At 46.0% G+C, this 22,287-nt stretch carries 7 protein-coding genes and 1 pseudogene; 1 reads left to right on the forward strand and 7 read right to left on the reverse strand.

The window, feature by feature from the left end; all coding sequences use genetic code 11:
- Window positions 1–37: 37 nt before the first annotated feature.
- The 5 genes from B0X70_RS09505 to B0X70_RS09525 all read right to left on the reverse strand — a co-directional run bounded on the left by B0X70_RS09505 (window position 38) and on the right by B0X70_RS09525 (window position 18,364).
- Entirely contained in the window at window positions 38–3,232 is a 3,195-nt protein-coding gene (locus tag B0X70_RS09505) for a non-ribosomal peptide synthetase (RefSeq protein WP_217471376.1), read from the reverse strand.
- 28 nt (window positions 3,233–3,260) lie between these two features.
- Entirely contained in the window at window positions 3,261–4,526 is a 1,266-nt protein-coding gene (locus B0X70_RS09510; RefSeq protein WP_046396348.1) for an MFS transporter, read from the reverse strand.
- Window positions 4,523–16,987, reverse strand: coding sequence for a hybrid non-ribosomal peptide synthetase/type I polyketide synthase (locus B0X70_RS09515; RefSeq protein ID WP_246593481.1), 12,465 nt, complete (start codon window positions 16,985–16,987; stop codon window positions 4,523–4,525). The genes B0X70_RS09510 and B0X70_RS09515 overlap by 4 nt, the downstream gene beginning before the upstream one ends.
- 93 nt (window positions 16,988–17,080) lie before the next feature.
- Entirely contained in the window at window positions 17,081–17,899 is an 819-nt protein-coding gene (locus B0X70_RS09520) for a 2OG-Fe dioxygenase family protein (protein ID WP_217471377.1), read from the reverse strand.
- 294 nt (window positions 17,900–18,193) lie between these two features.
- Window positions 18,194–18,364 carry a hypothetical protein gene (locus B0X70_RS09525; protein ID WP_160297016.1) on the reverse strand — a complete coding sequence of 57 codons (171 nt, stop codon included), beginning with the start codon at window positions 18,362–18,364 and terminating at the stop codon, window positions 18,194–18,196.
- Window positions 18,365–19,156: 792 nt separating this feature from the next.
- Between B0X70_RS09525 and B0X70_RS25945 the strand changes: the two are divergent.
- Window positions 19,157–19,413 (forward strand): annotated as a pseudogene (locus B0X70_RS25945) (IS982 family transposase); the annotation flags it as partial.
- Window positions 19,414–19,489: 76 nt separating this feature from the next.
- Here the strand turns inward: B0X70_RS25945 and B0X70_RS09530 are convergent.
- Entirely contained in the window at window positions 19,490–19,789 is a 300-nt protein-coding gene (locus B0X70_RS09530; RefSeq protein ID WP_217471378.1) for a type II toxin-antitoxin system RelB family anti-toxin, read from the reverse strand.
- 80 nt (window positions 19,790–19,869) lie between these two features.
- Complete coding sequence (locus B0X70_RS09535; RefSeq protein ID WP_217471379.1) at window positions 19,870–21,276, reverse strand: carbohydrate porin; 1,407 nt, start codon at window positions 21,274–21,276, stop codon at window positions 19,870–19,872.
- Between the last annotated feature and the right edge of the window lie 1,011 nt (window positions 21,277–22,287).

A 22,287-nucleotide genomic window follows, 5' to 3' on the forward strand; every position in this document is an offset into this window, starting at 1 on the left:
TTTTATTTATTTACCGACATAATCGTGTTATTTAGGCTTAGCTGACGACTTCATTTTCCTGCTGCAAAACGTTCAATCGTTGCACCAGTTGGCTGACCCTCGGTGCGTTAAATAGATCGCGCAACGTGATTTCAACGCCGAAGTCACTACGCACTCTTGCTATTACCCGCATTGCAACCAAAGATTCGCCGCCAAGCTCAAAGAAATTGTCCTTTGGAGAGATATTTTCTAATCCCAACAACTCGGCAAGCAGACGACAAAGCGCGAGTTCTTGTGGACTGGAAGATTCATTTTCATTGACTACTGCACTGTTCCACATGGGTTTCGGCAACGCTTTACGATCTAACTTTCCATTAATGGTTAACGGGAAGTGATCAAGTTGCACTATTGCTGCTGGAATCATCGCTTCGGGCAAGCGTGTGGCTAGACTGGACCGTATTAGCTGTGGTTCAAGGGTAATACCCTGATGAGCAATGACATAACCCACCAATCGCTTCTGTTGACCTTCATCTTCACGCACAATGACCTCGGACTGCACGATATCAGGGTGTGCATTTAGCGCTGCCGCCACTTCGCCCAATTCAATACGGAAGCCGCGGATTTTAACCTGATCGTCAGTGCGGCCAAGGAAGTCCAATACCCCATCCCGACGCAATCTTGCCAGGTCACCCGTGCGATACATACGCGCATCTGTGCCGGCAAAAGGATCAGCAATGAAGCGTTCAGCAGTAAGTTCAGGACGATTCAGATAACCACGCGCTACTCCTGCGCCGCCCACATATATCTCACCCACAAAACCTACCGGAACCGGACACTGAGTCTCATCAAGAATATAGATACTGAGATCATCAATAGGTTCACCAATAAGGCTTGAAGCAGGCTGAGCAATGACTTCACGTGAAAGAGGGAAATAGGTCACATGTACAGTGGTTTCAGTAATACCATACATGTTGATCAATTGAGGTGCGTTATCAGCGTGTCTTTGATACCACTCCCCCAGGATATGGGCATTCAGCGCTTCTCCGCCAAAAATTACCATGCGCAGCGCCAAACTCCGCCCAAGCTTAGGGGCTTCGCGATCAGCATGGATCAGCGCCTGAAATGCTGAGGGCGTTTGGTTTAACACCGTCACTTTTTCGCTAACCAAAAGCTGCAAAAAATCTGTAGGTGAACGACTAACTTCCCAGGGAACAATTACCAGTCTTCCGCCATTCAACAATGCTCCCCAACACTCCCAGACAGCAAAATCGAAAGCATAAGAGTGAAACATTGTCCAACAATCAGTTTCAGAGAAATTAAACCAGCGTTGAGTACTTTGTAGCAAACGCATCACATTGTGATGAGTCACTACCACGCCCTTGGGCACACCGGTGGAGCCAGAGGTGTAAATGATATAAGCGGGATGCGCTGAAATCAGCGGTTGCAAGCGCTCTTTATCAGACAGATCAGCAACACTCTGCATTTCCAGATGGGCGATCAACTCGGTATCATCCAGTAATAATATGGGGGTATGGGTTGCCAGACGTTGCGCAATTTCATGGGTGGTGATCACACAAGCGGGTTTAGCATCGTCAATCATAAAATCAAGACGACTTTGCGGATAATCCGCCTCCACTGGCACGTAAGCAGCACCCGCCTTGATGATAGCCAGTAGTGTCACCATCATCTCAATAGAACGTGGTAAGCAGACCATAACACGCTGTTCCGGGCCTATTTGTCGGGATACCAGATAGCGTGCCAGTTGGTTAGCACGTTGGTTCAATACCGTATAGTTCACATTCTCCTGTTGATAAGTCAGCGCCACATTATTCGGCATTGCAATTGCTTGTTGTTCAAAGCGTGAGGTCAGTGTTTCCTCATTATTTGATTCTGTGCGCCGTACAGGTAATAGGCTCTCTCCTAGGTGCCAATCTGGCAATGTCAGTTCACCAATGGGGCGTGATATATCTGCCAGCAATTCAGTGATGAAATGCTGAAAAAGAGATTTTTGAAGGTTAATATCGTGGGGAGTGTAGAGGTTATCATTGGTATCGAGCGTAAACTGCAAATTGCCGCCTTCGTCATGATAATAAATGGTCACAGAGAGGTCTTCTACCGGCCCACTGGACAAATTTTTGGTACGCCCAAAGTTACCCGCAAAGCTTACATTGCTGTTAAACAGCATCACATTAATATTCTGCGCAAACAAGCGGGGGGCAGAACCATTTCGCTGTAAATCACGATAGATATCTTCAGAACGATACTGCTGGTGTTTGAGTAACTGGCGGATTTCTTGGCTGACCTGTTTACTAATGTCGCCTATGGAATGAGCAGGATCTATTGTCAGACGCAGAGGTAATACATTAGATATCATACCTGGAATACTACGTAACGCACGCCCTGAACGCGCGGTTACTGGCATACCTAAAGTAATATCCTGCTTATCGGTCATACGAGAAATCCAGGAAGCAACGATAGCAATAATAATTTGTGCCATACTGCTTCCGCTCTCTTCACTCAGAGTATGCAGAATGTCGTTGACCTTTGCCGGGATTTCACACTGGGTGCAACTAAACGAACCTAAGTCGGCGAACTGACCGGGCTTTGCCCCTACGGCAAGGCTCTGTGGCTCACTCCGGCCTGCCATATACTGTGACCACCATTGACGGTCATGTTGAAAATTTTCCGAGCGGCGGTATTCTTCATCAAAAGCCAACAGATCGCTAAGGGGACCGAAAGGATTTTCCAGCTCATCAGCGCCAGTAAATTTCTGGGTGTACAGTTCAGCAAGCCGTTGAATTAGCAACGTAGTGCCAAAGGCATCACTAGCCAGATGATGGACACGAATAAACAAAAAGTGGTGTTCATCACTGATTTTTAGCAGCGCAAAGCCAAACAACGGCCCCTGTGTTAACTCCATCGGCCGCACCAATTCAGCTTTCATCCAGATTTCAGCTTCTGTTAACGCATCCACATGGTTAGATAGATCAATAAGTGGGCAGCTCCATTGCAGATGGGTAACGATCTGTTGCTGTGGCCCTTGTGGGTGTTGCACAACTATCACCCGTAAACATTCAGCTTCATCTATCAACTGGGACAATGCCGTGTTAAGTGTCTCAATATCGATAGCGCCTGAAATATCAATATAACAACCCGTATTATAAATTCCTGCGCTTACATTTAATTGTTCAGCTAGCCAAATTTCCTGCTGTGCTGCGGTCAGGGGGTAATAGGTTCCTTGATGTTGTTTCATAATTAATCCTCACAGGCTGGTGATCTTTTTATTTATACAAACCGCGTAATTTAATGTCTGCCTGAGAACCACGTAGCAAAATCAATATGGCGCAGAAGCAAACAATGACAGCAATAACAAAGGGAAGACCTTGAAAATAGAGAGGTTGTCCCTGACGAGATGAAAAATGCAGCAAGAATGCACCCAACAGAGGTGAAGCCGTGATCGCCAGACCCAACATACAGTTCTGCGCTCCCAGATACTCCCCTTGTCGCTCATTGCCTGCACGCAATGAAATCAAAGCACGAAGTGTTGAGTCGCTGATCAACGCCAATGCATGTAAAACAATTGCACCCGCAACAATAAGGGGTGATACGGCCAGGCTATAAGCGATAAACGCCAGCATGTAGAGTCCGTAACCGATGATCGCTGTGCGGTATTCGCCACAGTGCGCCACGAACATTTTTAACAACCAAGTTTGCGTTATGATGATCCCGATGCCGAGTCCGGTGAGAGCCAGACCGTTTTCACGTGGTCCCCAGCCCAAACGTATTTCATTGAGTAAGACAAAACAGGCCAGAAAAATACCGTAAGCCACCATGCCAAGAGCCGAAGCATAAACCAATCGTCTCAGCACCCCATCTGTCGCCAGTAGTTTCAAGCTGCCCAAAGGATTGGCCCGGCGCCAGTCGAACGAACGCCGGTTCTCCTTGGTCAGACTTTCGTTCAGAACAAACATGGCGGCAATAGCGTTCACTGCTGCCAGTGAGCCAGCAATTACAAACGGAAGGCGAGGTGTAATCATGCCTAATAACCCACCAAAGGCAGGCCCGGCGACCATGCCGAAGCCGAGAACACCACTGACCAGACCGAAACGTGCGGCTCGCTGTGCTTCTGGCGTAACATCTGCTACGTAAGCCGATGCAGCGGAAGTACTGGCGGCAGTGGAACCCGAAAAAAATATACCGGCCACCAGCCATCCCAGCGACGGTGCGGTTGCCACCAGCGTATAGCTCAACGCTGTTCCAAACAGTGTTGCAAGCAGTACCGGTCGCCGTCCCCAAGCGTCGCTAAGCGTTCCTAACAGTGGGGCGAAAAGGAACTGTGCAAAAGCATATAGTGAGACAAATAACCCGATTAACGGCACACCCGCTTCCGGTGGTTGCGGGGCAATCTCCCGCAACAGATCGGGTAAAACGGGAAGGACAATTCCGATACCCAGAGCATCCACAGCCAACGTCATTAGGATGACGGCCAATCGGCGTTTATGCTGTCGGTTTTCAGGAAAGTGAACCGTTGGGGAAGAATCGCTCATACCTGTCCCCCTTTTATGATCAACGGAAAGTGATGGATTATCGCCTGCGATACATGTGCCACGTGCTCTTCCATCAGACAGCTATAATGATTCCCCGGCACTTCTGCGATGCGAATGGGCAGGCTGGAGAACTTCTCCCAACCCCAGGCGTTGGTCTCCCGGATTTCTGGTACAACAACCCCTTTCGGTAAGGGTTCCATCGCTTTTATTAACAGCATAGGAATTGGCGACTGTACGGGTATTGGACGATATTTCGGGGACATATCCGATGCGGCCCGATAGACATTGAACAATCCGCTAATCGAGCTCATATCATTCTGTGCGTGAATCAACGAAAAACGTTTTAGTTGCTCTTGGATATAGCTCAGTAACGCTTCACGTGGTAATGCACGCATTTCGTCGTCGTCCAGGCTGTCGATCATTTCCAGTCGGTCAGTGTAGTAAGCAAAAATACCAAGAATAACTTTGGCGATATCAGCATCTTCCTGATATGGAACCGGTGCATAGGGTGGTGCGGCGGAGTCGAGTAGTATTAGAGAACCGATGCTTTCTCCCTCAGCATGAAGCTGCCGTGCCATTTCATAAGCCACCTTGCCACCTAATGAATGACCGCCGATATGATATGGCCCTTGCTTCTGTACCGAGCGCAAACAGGCAATGTAATGCGTTGCTATCTCTTCCACTGATTGATGCGGCGCAGTTTTTCCATCAAGCCCCAAATATTGCATACTGATAAATGGCAGTTCTCGTGGTAACGCCGCGGCCAGAGGCATAAATTGGGTAACATTGCCGCCCATACCCGGCACACAAAATAGGGGTGAGTAATTACCATTACCGCCGTGATTAATTGGCACCAGACAGTAGCGGATATGGGCATTCTCAGGAGCTTGGCTCTTTTTATCGTCAGATAGAGAACGGACAACACGTGCCATTGTCGGCTGTTCGAGAAACTCCGCCAGCGTCAGACAGTGTTGGAAATGATCACGCAAACGGGAGATCATCTGTGTTGCCAACAGTGAATGGCCACCCAGTTCGAAGAAATCATCTTCCAGGTTAATCGTCTCTTCACCCAGTAGCTCATACCACAATTGACGAACCGCTTCCTCTGGGCTGGCGGAATCAGATATCGCCGATGAATTCTGTAATTGCGCGTGCTGAACAGTAGTAAATTTACTGACAATGATCTGTGCTTCCATTCCGGCGATAGCCAGATCGAAAATAGCGCAGCCCTCTTGATTACTGAGACCAATCACACTTTCTTTACGGCGGGCAGCATAATCCACGGCCATCCCTACTTCTGCCCAGGTATCCCAGTTAACTGACGTTACCGGTATAGCCTGCTGTCGCCAGTAGTGCGCCACGGCATCAAGATAACGGTTCGCCGCCGCGTAGTCTGCCTGACCAATGCCACCTACCAATGAGGCAAGTGAAGAGCACAACAGAACAAAGTCGAGAGGGTCCTGACTAATCGCTGTCATCAGTTGCTGGGTACCACTCACCTTTGCCGCCATCACATGGCGCCAGTCCTGTGACGTGCCATGCTCCAGCAATCCACTGGCTTCAATACCCGCGGAGTGAATCACACCGTTGATAGCGCCAAATTTTGCCCGCATCTGTGCCAATGCTTCATTTAATGCCACACCGTCAGCAACATCAGCGCGTAACATCATGATTTCAGCACCCGATTTCCGTAACACATCGAGTAAAGCTTCATTTGCCGCATTAGTTTCCCGGCGGCTCAAAATACCGAGTTTAACCTTGCTGCATTTATTGCTGATGTGACGTGCTAGTAACTGACCGATACCCCCCAGTCCACCAGTAATTAGATAAACACCGCCATCACGCAGAATTTGTCGGCGAGGTATCTCATCAAGCTCAGTAAATGTCTGCAATTCACGCTCACCCTGTTTAAGCGTAATGCTGGTAACCGGTATTCCTTCTGTTGCTTCTTCCGGTTGCATATCTGTATACAGTTCTGCAATCAGCGATTGATATGTAGCAAAAGTGTCATCATCCAGATCGATATGACGTGCAGAACATCCCGGATATTCGGCTGTCAATATTCCCAGCAAGCCAAGCGCGGGGGCGGCATGACAGGCTTCCAGCACTCTGGCTGCCTGTAGGCCACGGGAAATCAGAGTAATATTAAAAACCTTGTGATGACCGGTAAGTGCTTTAATCGCAGCCGCCAGTTGTTCAAACGCGGCCTCTGGTTGAGAAATCCCTGTCGCAGTCCAGCACCAGATAATACGTTCTGGCAGCACTTGTTGCTGTATCAGGCAATCTATCAGTCGTTGATAATCTTCGGGTTGATCCTGACGCAAACTAAAGCGGTAAGTATCCTGTTGCAGAAATTGATCAGCATCTTCAACAACAATACTACCGGGCGTCGCTGTTTCCCATAAATCACTCAGTCCAGCGGCTTGGGCGCCAAAAATCAGCCACGGCGCACGATTCTGCTTTGCTTCGCCCAGCGGCTTCGGCAACCATCGAGGATAACGACACCACCGTGCTACATTCGCCTCACGCACTGGCTGGAGTGGCGCGGAGTTGATCTGACGTAAATTGTAACCGTGAATTTCAACCAGCACCTGCTTGCAATTCTGGTTCTCATCCCAACTAAATAGCGTTATGTCATAAGTCCGAGGTGCCGTCTCAACCGCCAGACTGTAAAATTCGGCGCATAATGGTTGATGCAGCGTCAGCGAACCATAATGGAACGGTATTGAAGCATCGCCCGGCAACAGACAGGCATGTAAGAATACCGTGCCTAAATCGAGTAAAGCCGGATGTAATGCAATATCAGGCAAATCATCGATAAATGCCGGATTGAGTCGCAACTGCGCCAACGCACAGCGATCACCCATCCACACACCTGCAATGCATTGCCAGCGCGGTCCATAGTCAGCAAATGCTTGATTGAAACGCTCCGATGCTTCTGCAACTTCTTCAAGCTGCAAATTCCGACGTAACTCATAAGGTGAAACAATCTCTGCTGGTGGAGAGCATACGGCAGTAACATTGCCGTTTGCATGGAGTTGCCACATGTCATCACCATCACCGCGAGATTCCAGCGTAAAAGCAAAGCCGTTATCAATGGCGGTCAAGCTGATGCGTATCTGACGCTCAACACCTGCCGATAATACCAACGGCGAGGGGAAGTAAACTTCACTGAAAGTAACCGTGCCGCCGGGTTGCAATTGGTGAAAAGCACGACGCACTAATTCCAGGCAACCTGTGCCCGGTAATACGCCTTGCCCTTCGAAGATGCGATGTTCATCAATAAACCAGACATGATCATCTAGCTTACAAGTAAACTGTGTGACTCCCTCTCTATCCGATAACTGTGTGAAAGTCGGTAATTTTCTCCGTTGTGTACTTATGACGGCGGCTGATGTAGTGACAGGGTGTTCCAACCAGAGATGTTGGCGTTGGAAGGGGTACGCTGGCAGCATAACCCGATGTAATTTGTGTGGATGACCAAATGCAGCCCAATCGATAGCGACTCCTTGCTGCCACAACTGCCCGATGGCATTAAGCAGCACCTCTTCATCCGATTTCTGCTGATGAGTACGGCGCATCGTGGTCAGTATCTGAGCTTGGCCTGTCTGCTGTAGATCTTTCAGCATGCTGGTCAGCGCACTCCCCGGACCCACTTCAAGCAGGATTGGATTGTCATAACGGTTCAGCAACGTAAGAATACCATCATAGAAGCGTACCGGCCGACGCAGATGATCTCCCCAATAACCAGAATTGTCGCGATCCTGTTCACTGAACCAACTGCCGCTGATGTTGGATATCATCGGAATGGTGCCGGATTGTAGCGTGAAGCCTGCGCTGAATTCCCGCATCTGTTGTGCGGCGGCATCCATCAATGAACTGTGAAATGCATGGGATGTCGTTAGTCGTCGGCAAGAAATACCTGCCTTGTCGCACTGTGCTTCCAGTACAGCGATATTGTCATGGCTGCCGGTTATCACACACTGCTCAGGCCCGTTGATCGCTGCAAATTCACACTCTGGCGCCAGTGAAACCATGCGTGCAGATGATGCCTGTACTGCCAGCATTGCCCCTGTGGGCTGACGCTGCATGATTGCAGCCCGATTTGCTACCAATGCCAGTGTATCTTCCAGCTCGAGCATACCCCCAACACAGGCCGCAACCAGTTCACCGAGGCTATGACCAATCATTGCTTGAGGTGTAATACCCCAAGCTTGTAACTGGCGGGCCAGAGCATACTCAACAGTGAACAGGGCAGGCTGGGTATAACGTGTAGCATTTAACCGACTGATAGCATTGTCACGTTCCGATTGCGGATAAATTAACTGCCTGATATCCAGTTTGATGTGTGGCTGTAGCAGTTCGGCGCAGCGATCAAATTGCTGGCGGAATACACCATCACGCAGATAGAGCGACTGGCCCATTTCAATAGACTGACTGCCTTGTCCCGGAAACATAAAAATCACCGGCCGATGCTGTTGTTTGCGACTAACCGTCTGCGGCGATAGCTGGCGTAGTTGATTGATTAATTGCTCCCGATCTTTTCCCATCACAAAAGCACGCTCACTGAAAGTGCTGCGTCCTTGCTGCAAAGTCCCGGCAATATCCGCTAATGGCTGATTACCGGTAGTCAGTGCTACTGCCAGGCGTTCCCCTTGCTGAATCAACGCTTGCGGCGTTTTCGCTGAAATCGGCAGCAGATGCCAGCGCTCGTCATCTAATATACGGGTATCTTGCTGACGCGGAGCTTCTTCCAGAATAAGGTGCGCATTCGTGCCGCCAATGCCGAAAGAACTTACACCGGCACGACGTGGCTTACTGGTTTGCGGCCACGGGCATGCGATATCGATCACGGAAAACGGGGTCTGTTCGAAGTGGATTGCAGGATTGGGTTGATGATAGTGAATACTTGGCGGCAAAGTCTGGTGACGCAGCGCCAACACGGTTTTGATGACTCCCGCGATACCGGCTGCCGCATCAGTATGTCCTATATTTCCTTTCACAGAACCTATTGCACAACTCCCTACAGGCAACACTTCACTATCAGACAGTTCCAGGAAAGCCTGAGTCAGCGCACGCACTTCTATCGGATCGCCTAAAGTGGTTGCCGTACCATGTGCTTCGATATAACTGATGCTGGCAGGCGATACCCCGGCATTACGCAGCGCGTCTTTGATCACTGAGGATTGGCCGTCAATACTTGGTGCTGTGTAACTCACCTTTTGTGCACCATCATTATTGACAGCAGAACCTTTAATTACCGCATGGATGGTATCGCCATCTGCCAAAGCAGCGGACAGACGTTTTAGTAATATCATTCCACCGCCACTGCCGCTGGCTGTACCATTGGCCGCAGCGTCAAATGGCCGGCAAAGGCCGTCTGGCGACATAATTCCACCACTGACATGGACAAAGCCAACTTGTTGCGGGTCCAGCGCTACAGCACCAGCCAACGCCATATCACATTCATCGCGCCGTAAGCTTTCGCAGGCTAAGTGAATAGCGGTGAGTGATGACGAACAGGCGGTGCCGATACTGACAGCCGGTCCGCTAAGGTTCAGTTTGTAAGCAGCACGTGTGGCGATAAAATCCTTATCATTACCTATTTGCCACTGACCGGGATCGAGGTGCATCCGGTCTTTATTTGGCATGACGTTTTCCAGCAGGTAATAGTTGAAGCCACTACTACCAAAGACCCCCACCGAACGCGGTGTACTATCATTGCCATAGCCGGATAATTCCAACGTTTCCCATGCCATCTCAAGAAACAACCGCTGTTGTGGGTCCATCACCTGTGCTTCACGTGATGAATAACCAAAGAAGCGTGCATCAAACTCGGCACAACCTTCTAGTAAACGTGCGCGTCTGACAAACTGTGGGTGATTTAATAGCGCTGGATCGACACCACGTTGTAACAATTCCTCGTCAGATAACGCCACACTGGCATCATAACCCGCCAACAACCGCTGCCAAAAAGTGTCGAGATCCGGCGCTTGTGGGAAACGGCCAGTCATACCAATAATCGCAATAGCATTGTTATCCTGAGTCGAAACATCCAACGTTGGTGTTGTTGTCTTTTCAGTGACTATCAATGGTGTGACTGCGACAGGTGTTTTTTGTTGCGATAGCGTGTCCAGTAGTTGAGCTTGTTGTCGAATGGTGGGATGAGCGAAAATATCGGTTACGGATAAGCCGCTGCCAAACGCCTCATTCAATTGCTGGAATAGCGCCATAACCCGTAGTGAGTGGCCGCCGGCATCGAAAAAGTTTTCGTCATAATCGATCTCATCTCTCTCCAGCAGTTCACGCCAGATAGCCTCAACGCGACTAAGTGATGACACAACTTTGGCTGGCAAAGGGGAAGATTGATGCTGACCGGCACGCGTCAGTTTCATTTCAGCCAACGCTTTCAAATCGACTTTGCCCGTAATGCCGGTAGGCAGTGCATCAAGAAAGAACAGCGCTGTCGGCACTATCACTTCACTAACTTGTCGGCGTAATGCGCTCAGGATCTCGCTACGGCTGGTTTCGCCAACAATGTATCCCGCCAACTCTTTATTGCCTTGGCTATCGGTGATCGCCAGCGCTTCGGCCTGACGTACACCCGGTAACGCACTTAGGACGGCCCGTACAGCATTCAGTTCAATTCGATGACCACGGATTTTTACCTGACGGTCAACTCGACCAACAAACTCCAGCGCACCATCCATGCGTTGGCGCACAATGTCGCCGGTACGATACATGCGAGCCTTTAATTGTGGTGCAAAACTATCGGGTAAAAACACCTCAGCGGTTTTTTCATCCATCCCCAGATAGCCCTGTGCAACACAGGTTCCCGCTAAATAAAGTTCACCCAATTCCCCCGGTGCCACAGGTTTTCTCTGTTCATCAAGCAGATAGAAGCGAACATCGCCCATTGGACGCAGCACCAGATTTTGTCCTGCGGCATGATAATCGGTAAGGGATACCACAATCGCACATTCAGTAGGGCCGTATCCATTCATCAGCCTGCGCCCTACAGACCAGCGCTGGGCGACTTCGGGCATACAAGGCTCACCAGTTACGATAAGCACCTGGAGATTGGGCAGCGGTACTAACGGCACTATCGCCAACGCGGAAGGTACAATCCACATATGCGTAATCTGTTTATGCGCCAGCCACTCTGTCAGCTCACTGCCAGGCAACAGTTGCTGTTTATTACCGAAGACCACGCAAGCGCCTGTTGCAAGCGCCGGAAAAATTTCTCCCAACATCACATCAAACACGGGGGAAGAGTACTGCACTATGCGAGAAGAAGGTTCAAGCCTCAGCTCATCGCGGATTGCCAGAATGTTATGGCAGACACTACGGTGGGAGACAGCAACACCTTTCGGTTTACCCGTCGATCCCGAAGTGTAAATAACGTAAGCGCAATCATCCGGCTGACAGATAGCCGCCGTAGTTGTATAAGGTGCGTTAGTCATATAAGGTGCATTGGCTATATCTAACTCATCGATATTAATTGCCGCCAGACCAAGACGCTGGCACAGAGGCGCGGTTTCATTTCGGCACAATATCGCTTTTATTTCTGCATTATCAATTACATACCGATTTGCTGGTTCGGCATTGTCAGGAGCCAGTGGTACAAACACCGCACCGATCCGGTTAATTGCCAGCATTGCCGTGACATTATGTGGATGGTGCCCCATCAAAATGCCAACTCGATCGCCACGGCCTGCACCTGCTTGTTGTAGTTGCTGCGCCACATATGTCGTTAATATATCAAGCTGCTGATAACTCAGACTCAATTCATCACTTTCCAGCGCCACATGCCCGCCATACTGGGGTAGGCTTTGCTGGAACAACTGAAACAGTCCCTGTGGCTTATCAACAATGAGCTCTGGTTGAGCACTACTGCCAGCATTAACCGTCAACAAATCAGCCAATGTCGTATCTGGTTTTTCAATGATTTGCGGCAACATAGCCAGCAAATGCTCACTCATCCGTCCCAGAGTAACGGCAGATAACCCCCCCGGCATTGCCATAAAGTGTGCGTAAACCTGACCATTTACACGGTTAATAGCCAGTTCCAAATCAATTTTGGCGCGATAATCCCCCAACTCGACATCTGAAACTTTCATGTCTCCCAATGTTGCATTATTGGGTTGATCCAATTCACAGGAAAAAATAGTTTGGAAAACAGGATTCTTACCCGCCACACGAGGCAAATTAAGTGTTTGTACCAAATAATCGAACGGCAAATCACGATTTTCAAGAATGTCGAGACTAACCTGTCGCGTGTGCATCAGTAGTTGCTGAAAAGTTTGCAACTCACGGCTATTGATACGTACCGGCAAAGTATTAGCAAAGTAGCCAATCAGCGCATCCCATGCAGGTATGGTGCGCAGCGACACCGGTGTGCCGACTATAAGATCCCGCTTACCACTTTGCTGACGCAACAGGAGTGCAAACAGACTCAACCAGACCATAAACGGTGTACAGTTTTGCTCGCGAGCCAGTTTCTCTACACCTTCAACATACACATGGGGAATAACACAACTTATTGCCGCCGCTTCGTCGGTTGGTGCAACCATATCATTCAGTATCAGAGTCGCTGGCGCATCCGCCAATTGTTGACGCCAGAAATGAAGCTGTTGTTGTACCGCCGGTTCAGTCAGTCGAGTGCGTTGCCAGGTAATGAAATGCCCATAGTTTGCTTCTAACACGGGCAGAGTGGGGGCTTTACTTGCCAGACGTGCCTGATAGCAGTGCCGTAACTCATCAAAAAGTATTGCCAGCGAACGACCATCGGAAATAATGTGATGCAGAGTAATACAAAGCACGTGCTCTTGCGGGGACAGCGTAAACAGTACCGCTCGGATGAGTGGCCCATTGGCGAGATCGAAACTTGCCATCATTTCTTCTCGTAACTTCGATGCCAGCGCAGACTCGCCGCCGGAGATATTTTGTTGGCGCAGAGGTAGCGTTAATTCAGACGCAACCTGATAACTGGGTTCAAAACTGGATGTTCCATCTGGCCCGCTTACTTTGCTGACTTGACTGGAGAATGTGGTACGCAATACATCATGACGTTGCACTACGTCATTCAATGCCTGCGTTAACGCACTAAAATGCAGATTACCATGCAGACGCAATGTAAAAGGCACGTTGTAACTGCAATCATCCGGCTGTTGCATCGCAATCAACCACAAACTGCGCTGACCGAATGAGAGTAAATCACTGACCTGCGAAACGTGCTGTACAGTAACATGTTGTTCCGAGCTATCCTTTTCAACACTGTCCAGTAACGAGGCCAACTCGACGATAGTCGGATGATTAAAAATAGCGGAAAGCTTAAGCTGAACATCAAATGTCTTATTGATCTGTGTAATCAGATTGGCAGCAATTAATGAATTGCCGCCACAATAGAAGAAATTATCTTCCGTACCGATGACCTGAACCCCTAACGCCGTTCTCCATAATGCCAGCAATTGTTCTTCGCGGGCGTTAGCTGGTTCTGTCATAGATTCCTGATTTTCTGGCAGCGAAAAATCTGGAACCTGCAAGCGCTTACGATCAACCTTCCCGTTGGGGGTGGTTGGTAATTTATCGAGAAACACGAAGGCACGCGGCATCATATGGCCGGGTAGCCGTAGGGACAAATAACCACGTAACGTGTCAGTATCAGCCGATGACACAACATAGGCGACCAACATTTTATTATTTGTACTGTCATTACTGGCGACAACCGCACACTGGCGCACATCTGCGTGTTCCAATAATGCGCTCTCCACCTCGCCTAATTCGACGCGAAAACCGCGAATTTTAATCTGATGATCACTGCGTCCCATGAAATCAATAGTGCCGTCAGCTAGGAAACAGCAAACATCTGAGGTGCGATAAAAACGCGTACCACTAGCATCTACCACAAAACGGCCCTGGCTATCGAATTTGCCGGTAATAAATTTCTCTGCCGTGAGTTGAGGATTATTGAGATATCCTTTCGCTACGGTGACGCCAGCAATCAACAATTCACCACTAACGCCGATTGGCGCCTGTTGCAGGTGTTTATCAACAATGAACAGCTCACAGCTAGCCAGCGGCCTGCCTAATGGAATGACTCGCCCGGTTTCCAATGGATGTGTTTCCGGATCAAAAACAGTGCTATCAATGGTTGCTTCCGTCACACCGTAAGAACCTAGAATACGCGTATCCGGGCGGCACAGCGCTTGTGCTGCATGCAGCTCATGACCGAACCAGACATCAGCTCCACACACCAGTGTTGATAATCCATCCAGACGTTTCCCATTATCCTGACAGAATTGAATTAATTGACGCAGTACCACAGGAGGAAAATCACCGAAGGTCACGCCTTCGCTCATCATCAAGCGGTGCATTTCAGGGGCATCTAGCAACCACTCACGCGGACACATCACCAAGCATCCACCGCAGCCCAGAGTGCGACTGAAATCCCCTATACTGAGATCGAAAATCGGTGCGGCAAGTTGTAGCGATACCGGCTCACCGGGTTGGGTGAAACGATAGTCGTGACGCCAGGCATGGTACGATGCATGCAGACTCCCGTGGCTTACCTCCACCCCTTTTGGATTACCGGTTGAACCAGAAGTGTAGATAACATAGGCGGAATCACTCTCCTGAACTGGCCAGATTGGCTGTACATCCGGCGGCGCTGGTTGACGAAACAGCCCGTCAACTTCCAGCACGATGGCACGAAAATCAAGCAAACCAACAGCATCCTGTTCACTGGAGAGGATCAATACCGGTTGTGCATCATTTATCTTATCGGCGAAGCGAGGATCAGAGGGGGATAACGGCACATAAACCGCACCGGCAGAGAGAATAGTGTAAAAAGAGATGACAATTTCTGGCCGGTAGCTCATAAATACTGCAACCCGGCTACCCGGTTCAACGCCGCACTGGCGCATCTTCGCGAGCAGGCATTGCGCGTATTCGTCCAGTTGAGCATAGGTGAAGTGTTGATCATGCCAAACAATAGCTGGTGCATCTGGATTATTGCGTACCTGTGACTTGATGCGTTCAGCCACTGAAATAAATTCCAATACAGGTAGAGGTTCTGCCGGCCGGGAGAAGAGAGCCAATGTCTCCAGCTCTTCTGGCGGCAACATGCTACATCTGGCGACAGAACGCTCAGGTTCACTTAACAAGGAATCTAACAATTTCTCATAGTGATTCACCATGCGAGTAATGGTGAGGTTATCAAACAAATCGGTGTCAAATTCAACCAGACAAAGTAGTGAATTTGGGGATTCTTCTATCGATAACGTTAAATCATATTTAGCGGTGCTAGAATGGATAAATTGTACTTCTGTTGCTAACCCATCTAGTTGTAATGCTTGTCCCGGACTTTTCAAATAATCAAACATAATCTGAAAAACAGGGGGATGGCTCAGAGAACGCAGGGGCTGTACCACATCGACAATCTCATCAAATGGCAAATCAGCATTTTCATAGGCATCAAGCAATGTATCGCGCGCTTGAACCAAAAGATCACTGAAACTTATCCCTTCGTTAAAACGAAAACGCAACGGTAATAAATTGATAAAAAAGCCAAGACGGACATGTTCATCAATATTGTGACGATTCGCAAATGGACTACCAATAACGATGTCTTCATCGTGTGAATAACGATTCAGTAATACTGCAAAAGCGGAAATCGCCACCATATAAGGCGTCAATCCATAACGTTGGCAGATTTTAGAAATACGTCCAACGAGAGATAAAGGAAGTGACTTCTGATATACCGCGCCACGTCCTCGTTGTTCTAATAGCCGTGGCCGATCTGTAGGTAATTTATGTAGTTCAGGCAATTCTGTTAGCTGTTTTCCCCAATAGCTGCGTAAGCGTTGCCGACGAGCGCTATTCATATGAATATCTGTTACAGAATCATTGACATGTGGGTAGATGATCGTCGCCAACTTAGGCTGTTGACTTACTTTATAGCGGTTATAGGCATGGCTAAAATCATTAAGAAAAACGTGAGTAGACCAATCATCAAATACAATATGGTGAAGAGTAAATATCAACTGATGATCGTTTTCTTGCCGACGAAGCAATAAACAACGAAAAGGCAAATCACTGCTGAGATTAAAACAATGTCTGGCTTCACTATCACAGATTGACTGTATTTTGGTTTCGCGCTCTTCTTGGGAATAATCGCTGAGATCACTGGTACGTAATTCAGGCCACTGCGGATTTAATGTTATCTGCAATTCACCATTGAGAACATGAAATTGTGAACGCAATGCCGGATGACGCTCAATCATAAAAATAATAGTTTGTTCAAGCGCTTCTCTATCTAACGTACCACGTAAACGTAGCGAAAATGGCACGTTATATAATGCTGAGTCCATATTTCCTTGGCTAATAAGCCATAGCCTGCGTTGAGCTGGTGTTGGTAATAAGAATGGAACATTTGATAAGGTGTTTGAATAATTACTCACAAAATTTTTCCTAAGATAAAAAGATTCTTGCAGCTTAATGATTGCCGTAAAAACTATCACCCTTGATTGCCAGCCACTTTCATAGCAAAAGCGCTACTGGGGACACCTGTCACTCTGTTCGAGTGGGGTGAAATCAATCAGAATGATAGTACGGACTCCAACACTGGCGTTTTCATCGCAAATTACGGGATTGATGTAGTGACAAATCGCCGCATCATCGATGATGTAGCTATCAAGGGGATCATTAAGGAGAAAGCGAGTTATTTCGTGAGCAGGTACTGCTTCAAGCTGGCAATTAGCATAATAAGGGGGCGCGATATGTGTTGCACCGCCTTCGACATTGCAACGTTCAATCAAATGTACAGCGGTGAACGGTTGACCATCACGGTGGAAACAGTTAGGTGTAATTTTTGCCGGTTTACCCGGTAGCGCCTGCATTCGGATCAGATGTACACCACATAGCAAACGGGAATAATGCTCTGCCATGCCGGTTAGACTCAGATCGTGCCAAATGAGTTTATTAAGTAGTCCTTTATTAAGTATCTCGTCAGACATGCGCAGAAATTTGCGTACTACACCGCCAAATTCAGGCTGATATTCACTTCCCTGATGATAATCAATCTCTACGCTGCCATCGGGCTGCGGATAACCTGTTTTCCAATCAATAGATTCTGTTTCCCAGCTCCACACTCCTTCGCAATAACTGCGGTGACGACCGCCTTCACCAAATCGATCTAACGGCAGTGACTTCGATAATTCACAGAGAGAGATAAGATCGATTTTTTCACTGTCAGAAAGGTCAAGATCGGCAGCATTGAAAGTAGCAAAACCTTGTTGGTGCAAGCTATTGCGGATATGTGCGGAGGTAAGATGGTAACTATCTGGTGCATTAGTAAATATATTCCAGCCCATTGTAATATCTCTTTATTAGGGTAAACTAAAATGACATCGTATTGAATTAATTACGATATCTTAGGAAGAACCAGTTACATCAAAAAATTATTTAGTTATATTTTATGATTTGAAAAAACACCTATAAATAAGAATATCGAAGTTCCGCATAGTTAAGTACAACAACATTGCCATGCTTTTTTTCGATCTACAAAATCAATTAATCAATTTCTGACAAATCAGATAGTAAAGAATATTACTAGATAAATGAGAGAGATAATTTTAAATAAATAGGCCATTAGACAAACCTACTAATTATAATAACTGTTTTTTGAGTGAATTAATGACCTCAATAGTATTGTCTTTCTTGCCGGGTGAAACAATAGCATCCTCCGACAATACTTTGACATTCATCTTTCCTTTATCATCCCTAGCTAGCAGCGCATAAGGATTAGTAAAGTCAATTTTTTTATCTAAATTCTTCACCGATCATTTCATGACTCGCAAATTATAACCCATTATTAAACATCATTATTTTAACCATTTTTTCGTGGGTAAAACGCCTTCACTGTAGCTTCTGCCAATCACATAAACAGCCCAACAATAAAAATATTTTCACTAAAATTTAATTAGAAAATAGATCGCAAAGTATACAATGTCAACTTGGGTTTTTATTTTAATTTGGCAAAAAAAATTTACATATAAAGAGGTATTAGAATGTTATATTATTTTTAATTGATTTTAAATCTGGTATATCATCAACTCAAGAAATTAATGGACTATCCAGTGCCAGTTTAGTTGGTAAAAGTTTGTTAGTAATAAAATTCTGCTATTTATATTGTTTGAATATAAATAGATTGCCAATTTTTCAAATATCAATCGCTTCTTGCTATCTTCAAAAGAAAACGTGGATTTGATTTCTATTAATACGAGCTTTGTCTGATTATCCTTGTAGGAACGGTACTCGTTAAATTTTATCTTCCATTTATCTGTTTTACGAGTTTTAGTCTTAATATTGGTACTCAGCATGGATCAAAATAGGGCTTTAAGACATATGAGTAATTATAATGAAAATTTGAGTAATAATACTGAAATTTGTATGTTTAATTACAGATAATATATTTTAAACATATTTATATTATAATTATTAACTTTTTCAATAAGTTAATTAATGGTAAATATGTTTCTATGTTATTTGCTTTTATTTTTTTAGATTAAATATAATGCTAAAATATATAATCAAGGTGAAGAATGTAATATATTATTGATGTGTCTTTTGATTGTGGTGAACTTTTGGCGGTTAAGTTGACCTAAGGAAATAAGGATTTGTCACAAGCCTTGTGCGATGAGCTGAGAGTAGAAGGAATAACATTAATCACTCATGTCCGTAGTAATATGAAGGCAAAAGCGTTATCTCTCTGGGTTTTTTATTGGAAATTGTCGCCGGACTAATTGCTTATACATTCCAACCTAAAAAACTGAGCTCGAATTTATGGGATTGTGATATCGCTATTTTTAAACGAAACCGAGATTAATTAAACTAAAGTGCTGGATAAAAGACCAGCACTTTGTCAATAAACTGAAGAAAGTCCGCAGAGCGAGCTTTCTTCCTTAAAGGTGGAAAGCTATGCGCTTACCTGTTGGAAGAGTCACCTCAAGGCTTAATTCACCGCCCAATGCTTTCACATAGCGCTTAAGTGTTGGTAGCCTTGGATCATTGTCAGCTTGTTCCATCCGAGCAACGGAAGGCTGTTTGACACCCATAACAGCGGCTAATTCTGTTTGTGAAATTTTTAGCTCATCACGCAGTTGGCTAAGGGCGATCTGGATACTGGCTTCTTCAACCCGTTCCGCGACTCGTGCCTGCATTTCAGGACTTTCTTTAGCCAACAGTTCTCTGTAAGTAGCCATGATTATTTCTCCCGTTTCGCAAGATGTTTACGGTACTCGGAAAGATAAAACTAACAACTTGGCTCTTGATAATCATTAACTTAGAAGAAATATTTAAATCTGGCGCGTGCGCCGTAGCGTCGGTCATTATTACTGTTGGCAATTTTGTTGTTATCATTCGCCTCCAGCATGGAGACATAGGCGCCAAGATAGAGATTAAAGTTCTTCATATTCATAATACTAGGAATCTGATATGACATATGGATGGTATTTATATCGTATTTACCCGGTTCGCTGAATGGATGATTAATACGCGCGGTCATATTGTCGGTATTGAACGTTTCAATATTGTTGTGGGCATAGATATAACCCAGTTCGAAACGATGCCACATCACATTAATTCCGGTCGTGAAATTGTGTTCATCTGAGGCATCCAGATAGGCGGTATTCAGGTTAGCGACAATGCCATCATCAGGATTGGTTTCCAGACCGTTCCAACTGAGTGTCAGGCCGTAACCATTGCGTCTGGATTGATCGACCCATTGCCCTTGGTTATTCTGGTAGCCATAGGCGTTATTGACGATATTACTTTCCATTGCTACGGCTGCACTAAATTGATCTTTTTTCCAGGCTGCTACCGGGCGCAAATAGGCGACATTTTTTTTATTTTCCAGTGTCTTGCCGTGGTAGGTGCTATCTCGGAATAGCGAAGTGCCATCTTCAAGTAAAGTATTGAGTTCGAAATACCAATTGCCGACATATTTGCTCAACATCAAGTTGCCGCCGCTGTTACTGCGGCCACGTCCTTCCTTCATCATGTAGATATAGCCGAAACCATCGGCATACAAATCGTTGGCGGTATTACCAGAATACTGAATAAAAGTGTCTTGGTTGAGTGGGAACATATCGTAAGCTTCGAAACGCCCGATTTTTACCTGCCAGTTTTTCTCATTGCCGAAGAAGAAAGCGGCGTCGTCGAGATTCATTTTGCCGGTCATGTCTGCCAACGGTTGCACTCGAAAGCCGGCAAAATTGTTGTTTTGATCGCGGCGGTAACCGTCCAGTCCGACCAAAATGCGGCCATTAACATTCCAACGTTCTTTGTCGCCAGGTTTCCAGTCTTTATTACCGTTGGTTTTAAGTGAGGTAAGCTGACCGGTTCGGCTGGCGCCGTCGAGATTAAATTCCACATCGCCGTACAATTTTAGATCGCCAAAATCATTCAGTTTCAAGTTGCTGGTTGATGAAGCTTTATTTTCCAGCGAAGTGGTACTTTGTGCTACTTGAGTAGCCTGTTGTTTGGTCTCGATAGCGTGCTGTTCCAGTCGCTGTGCGCGTTGCTCTGCGATTGTAGCTCGTGCTTCCGCTTGGGCGGCTCGTTGTTCTGCTTGTTGTAATCGCTGCTCAAGCGCATCAAGGCGTGCTTCGATGCTATTAGCAGGTGAAGCAAGGGCAGAAGTTGCAAACATCAATCCTGGTGTGACAATCAAATAGCGAAGATTTTTCATGATATTCTGTTCTTTTAGGATATTGGTTATTATATCGTAGTTAAATTATCAAGCTGGTTTTCTAGATTAGAAGATAATTGAGTTGGTTAGCAGATCGCAATCAAGTCTACTTACCGGATAAAGCTATTGTGATCGAATACGCAAATTCGGTAGAAAGATAAGTAACGGTGGGATGAATGTTCACCACTGTGGGTTCTGGTTTGAGTTTGCAAGATCGACAGGAATGATTGGCATGGTGAAAGTGGTGGAGTTGTTTATCTATGTTAAACAAGAGGACCATCAAAGTTGTTGTTATTTAAAAATGAGAAAGAGTTTTTGACGTGGAAATAATCCCATGAATTAATCATTTTACAAAGTGTGAAAATGATATTTCTTTATTATCATTTTTTTAATTTATTATTTGAATGATTGATAATATATTCAAAGGGTTATGAAATATATTTTTATATGTTGATATCCTACTAATTGCATTATAATATCAGCGCTGTTTGGGATGATAAATTCATAATAATCATATAGTTAAATTTTTTGGTGCCCTTTTTGTGATCATTCCCGCATTACTACAATTTTTTTTATGATAAAACATAGGAGATAATAAGCTAAATTTTAATAAAATATCAGGATTGATGCTGGATGATTTCGTCAATTCAGCTTTATCTATTGTTTGATATGAGGAGGTCATTATTGATATTCATCACAAAACATAATGAATTCTAATGTGAACATAAAGTCTCAAGTTCGATTGATATAATACGTGTTATTATTGAGGCTATGTCTTGGTTAAACATAAAAATACCTAATGAAGAGCTTGTCGAAAAAATCTGATCACTAAAATAATTTAGCAAAGTAATGAATTATTCCTATGTCTTATCATTGCAGGATTTAAAGACAGGGTTTTAAAGAACTGGTAAGAGCCTGTTTTTTAATTGTATTAGTTGTATTGTATTAACTGTATTGTAATCATGGAAATGCCGATGTTTGTTGGCCCTGCTCTTAACGAATGGCTGTTGT

It is taken from the genome of Photorhabdus akhurstii, assembly GCF_019090985.1.
Lineage (GTDB): Bacteria > Pseudomonadota > Gammaproteobacteria > Enterobacterales > Enterobacteriaceae > Photorhabdus > Photorhabdus akhurstii.

Excerpts from the sequence above, each read along its gene's own strand:
- B0X70_RS09510 (WP_046396348.1), bottom strand. The coding sequence starts at position 4,526 with ATGAGCGATTCTTCCCCAACGGTTCACTTTCCTGAAAACCGACAGCAT.
- B0X70_RS09505 (WP_217471376.1), bottom strand. The coding sequence starts at position 3,232 with ATGAAACAACATCAAGGAACCTATTACCCCCTGACCGCAGCACAGCAG.
- B0X70_RS09530 (WP_217471378.1), bottom strand. The coding sequence starts at position 19,789 with ATGGCTACTTACAGAGAACTGTTGGCTAAAGAAAGTCCTGAAATGCAG.
- B0X70_RS09520 (WP_217471377.1), bottom strand. The coding sequence starts at position 17,899 with ATGGGCTGGAATATATTTACTAATGCACCAGATAGTTACCATCTTACC.
- B0X70_RS09535 (WP_217471379.1), bottom strand. The coding sequence starts at position 21,276 with ATGAAAAATCTTCGCTATTTGATTGTCACACCAGGATTGATGTTTGCA.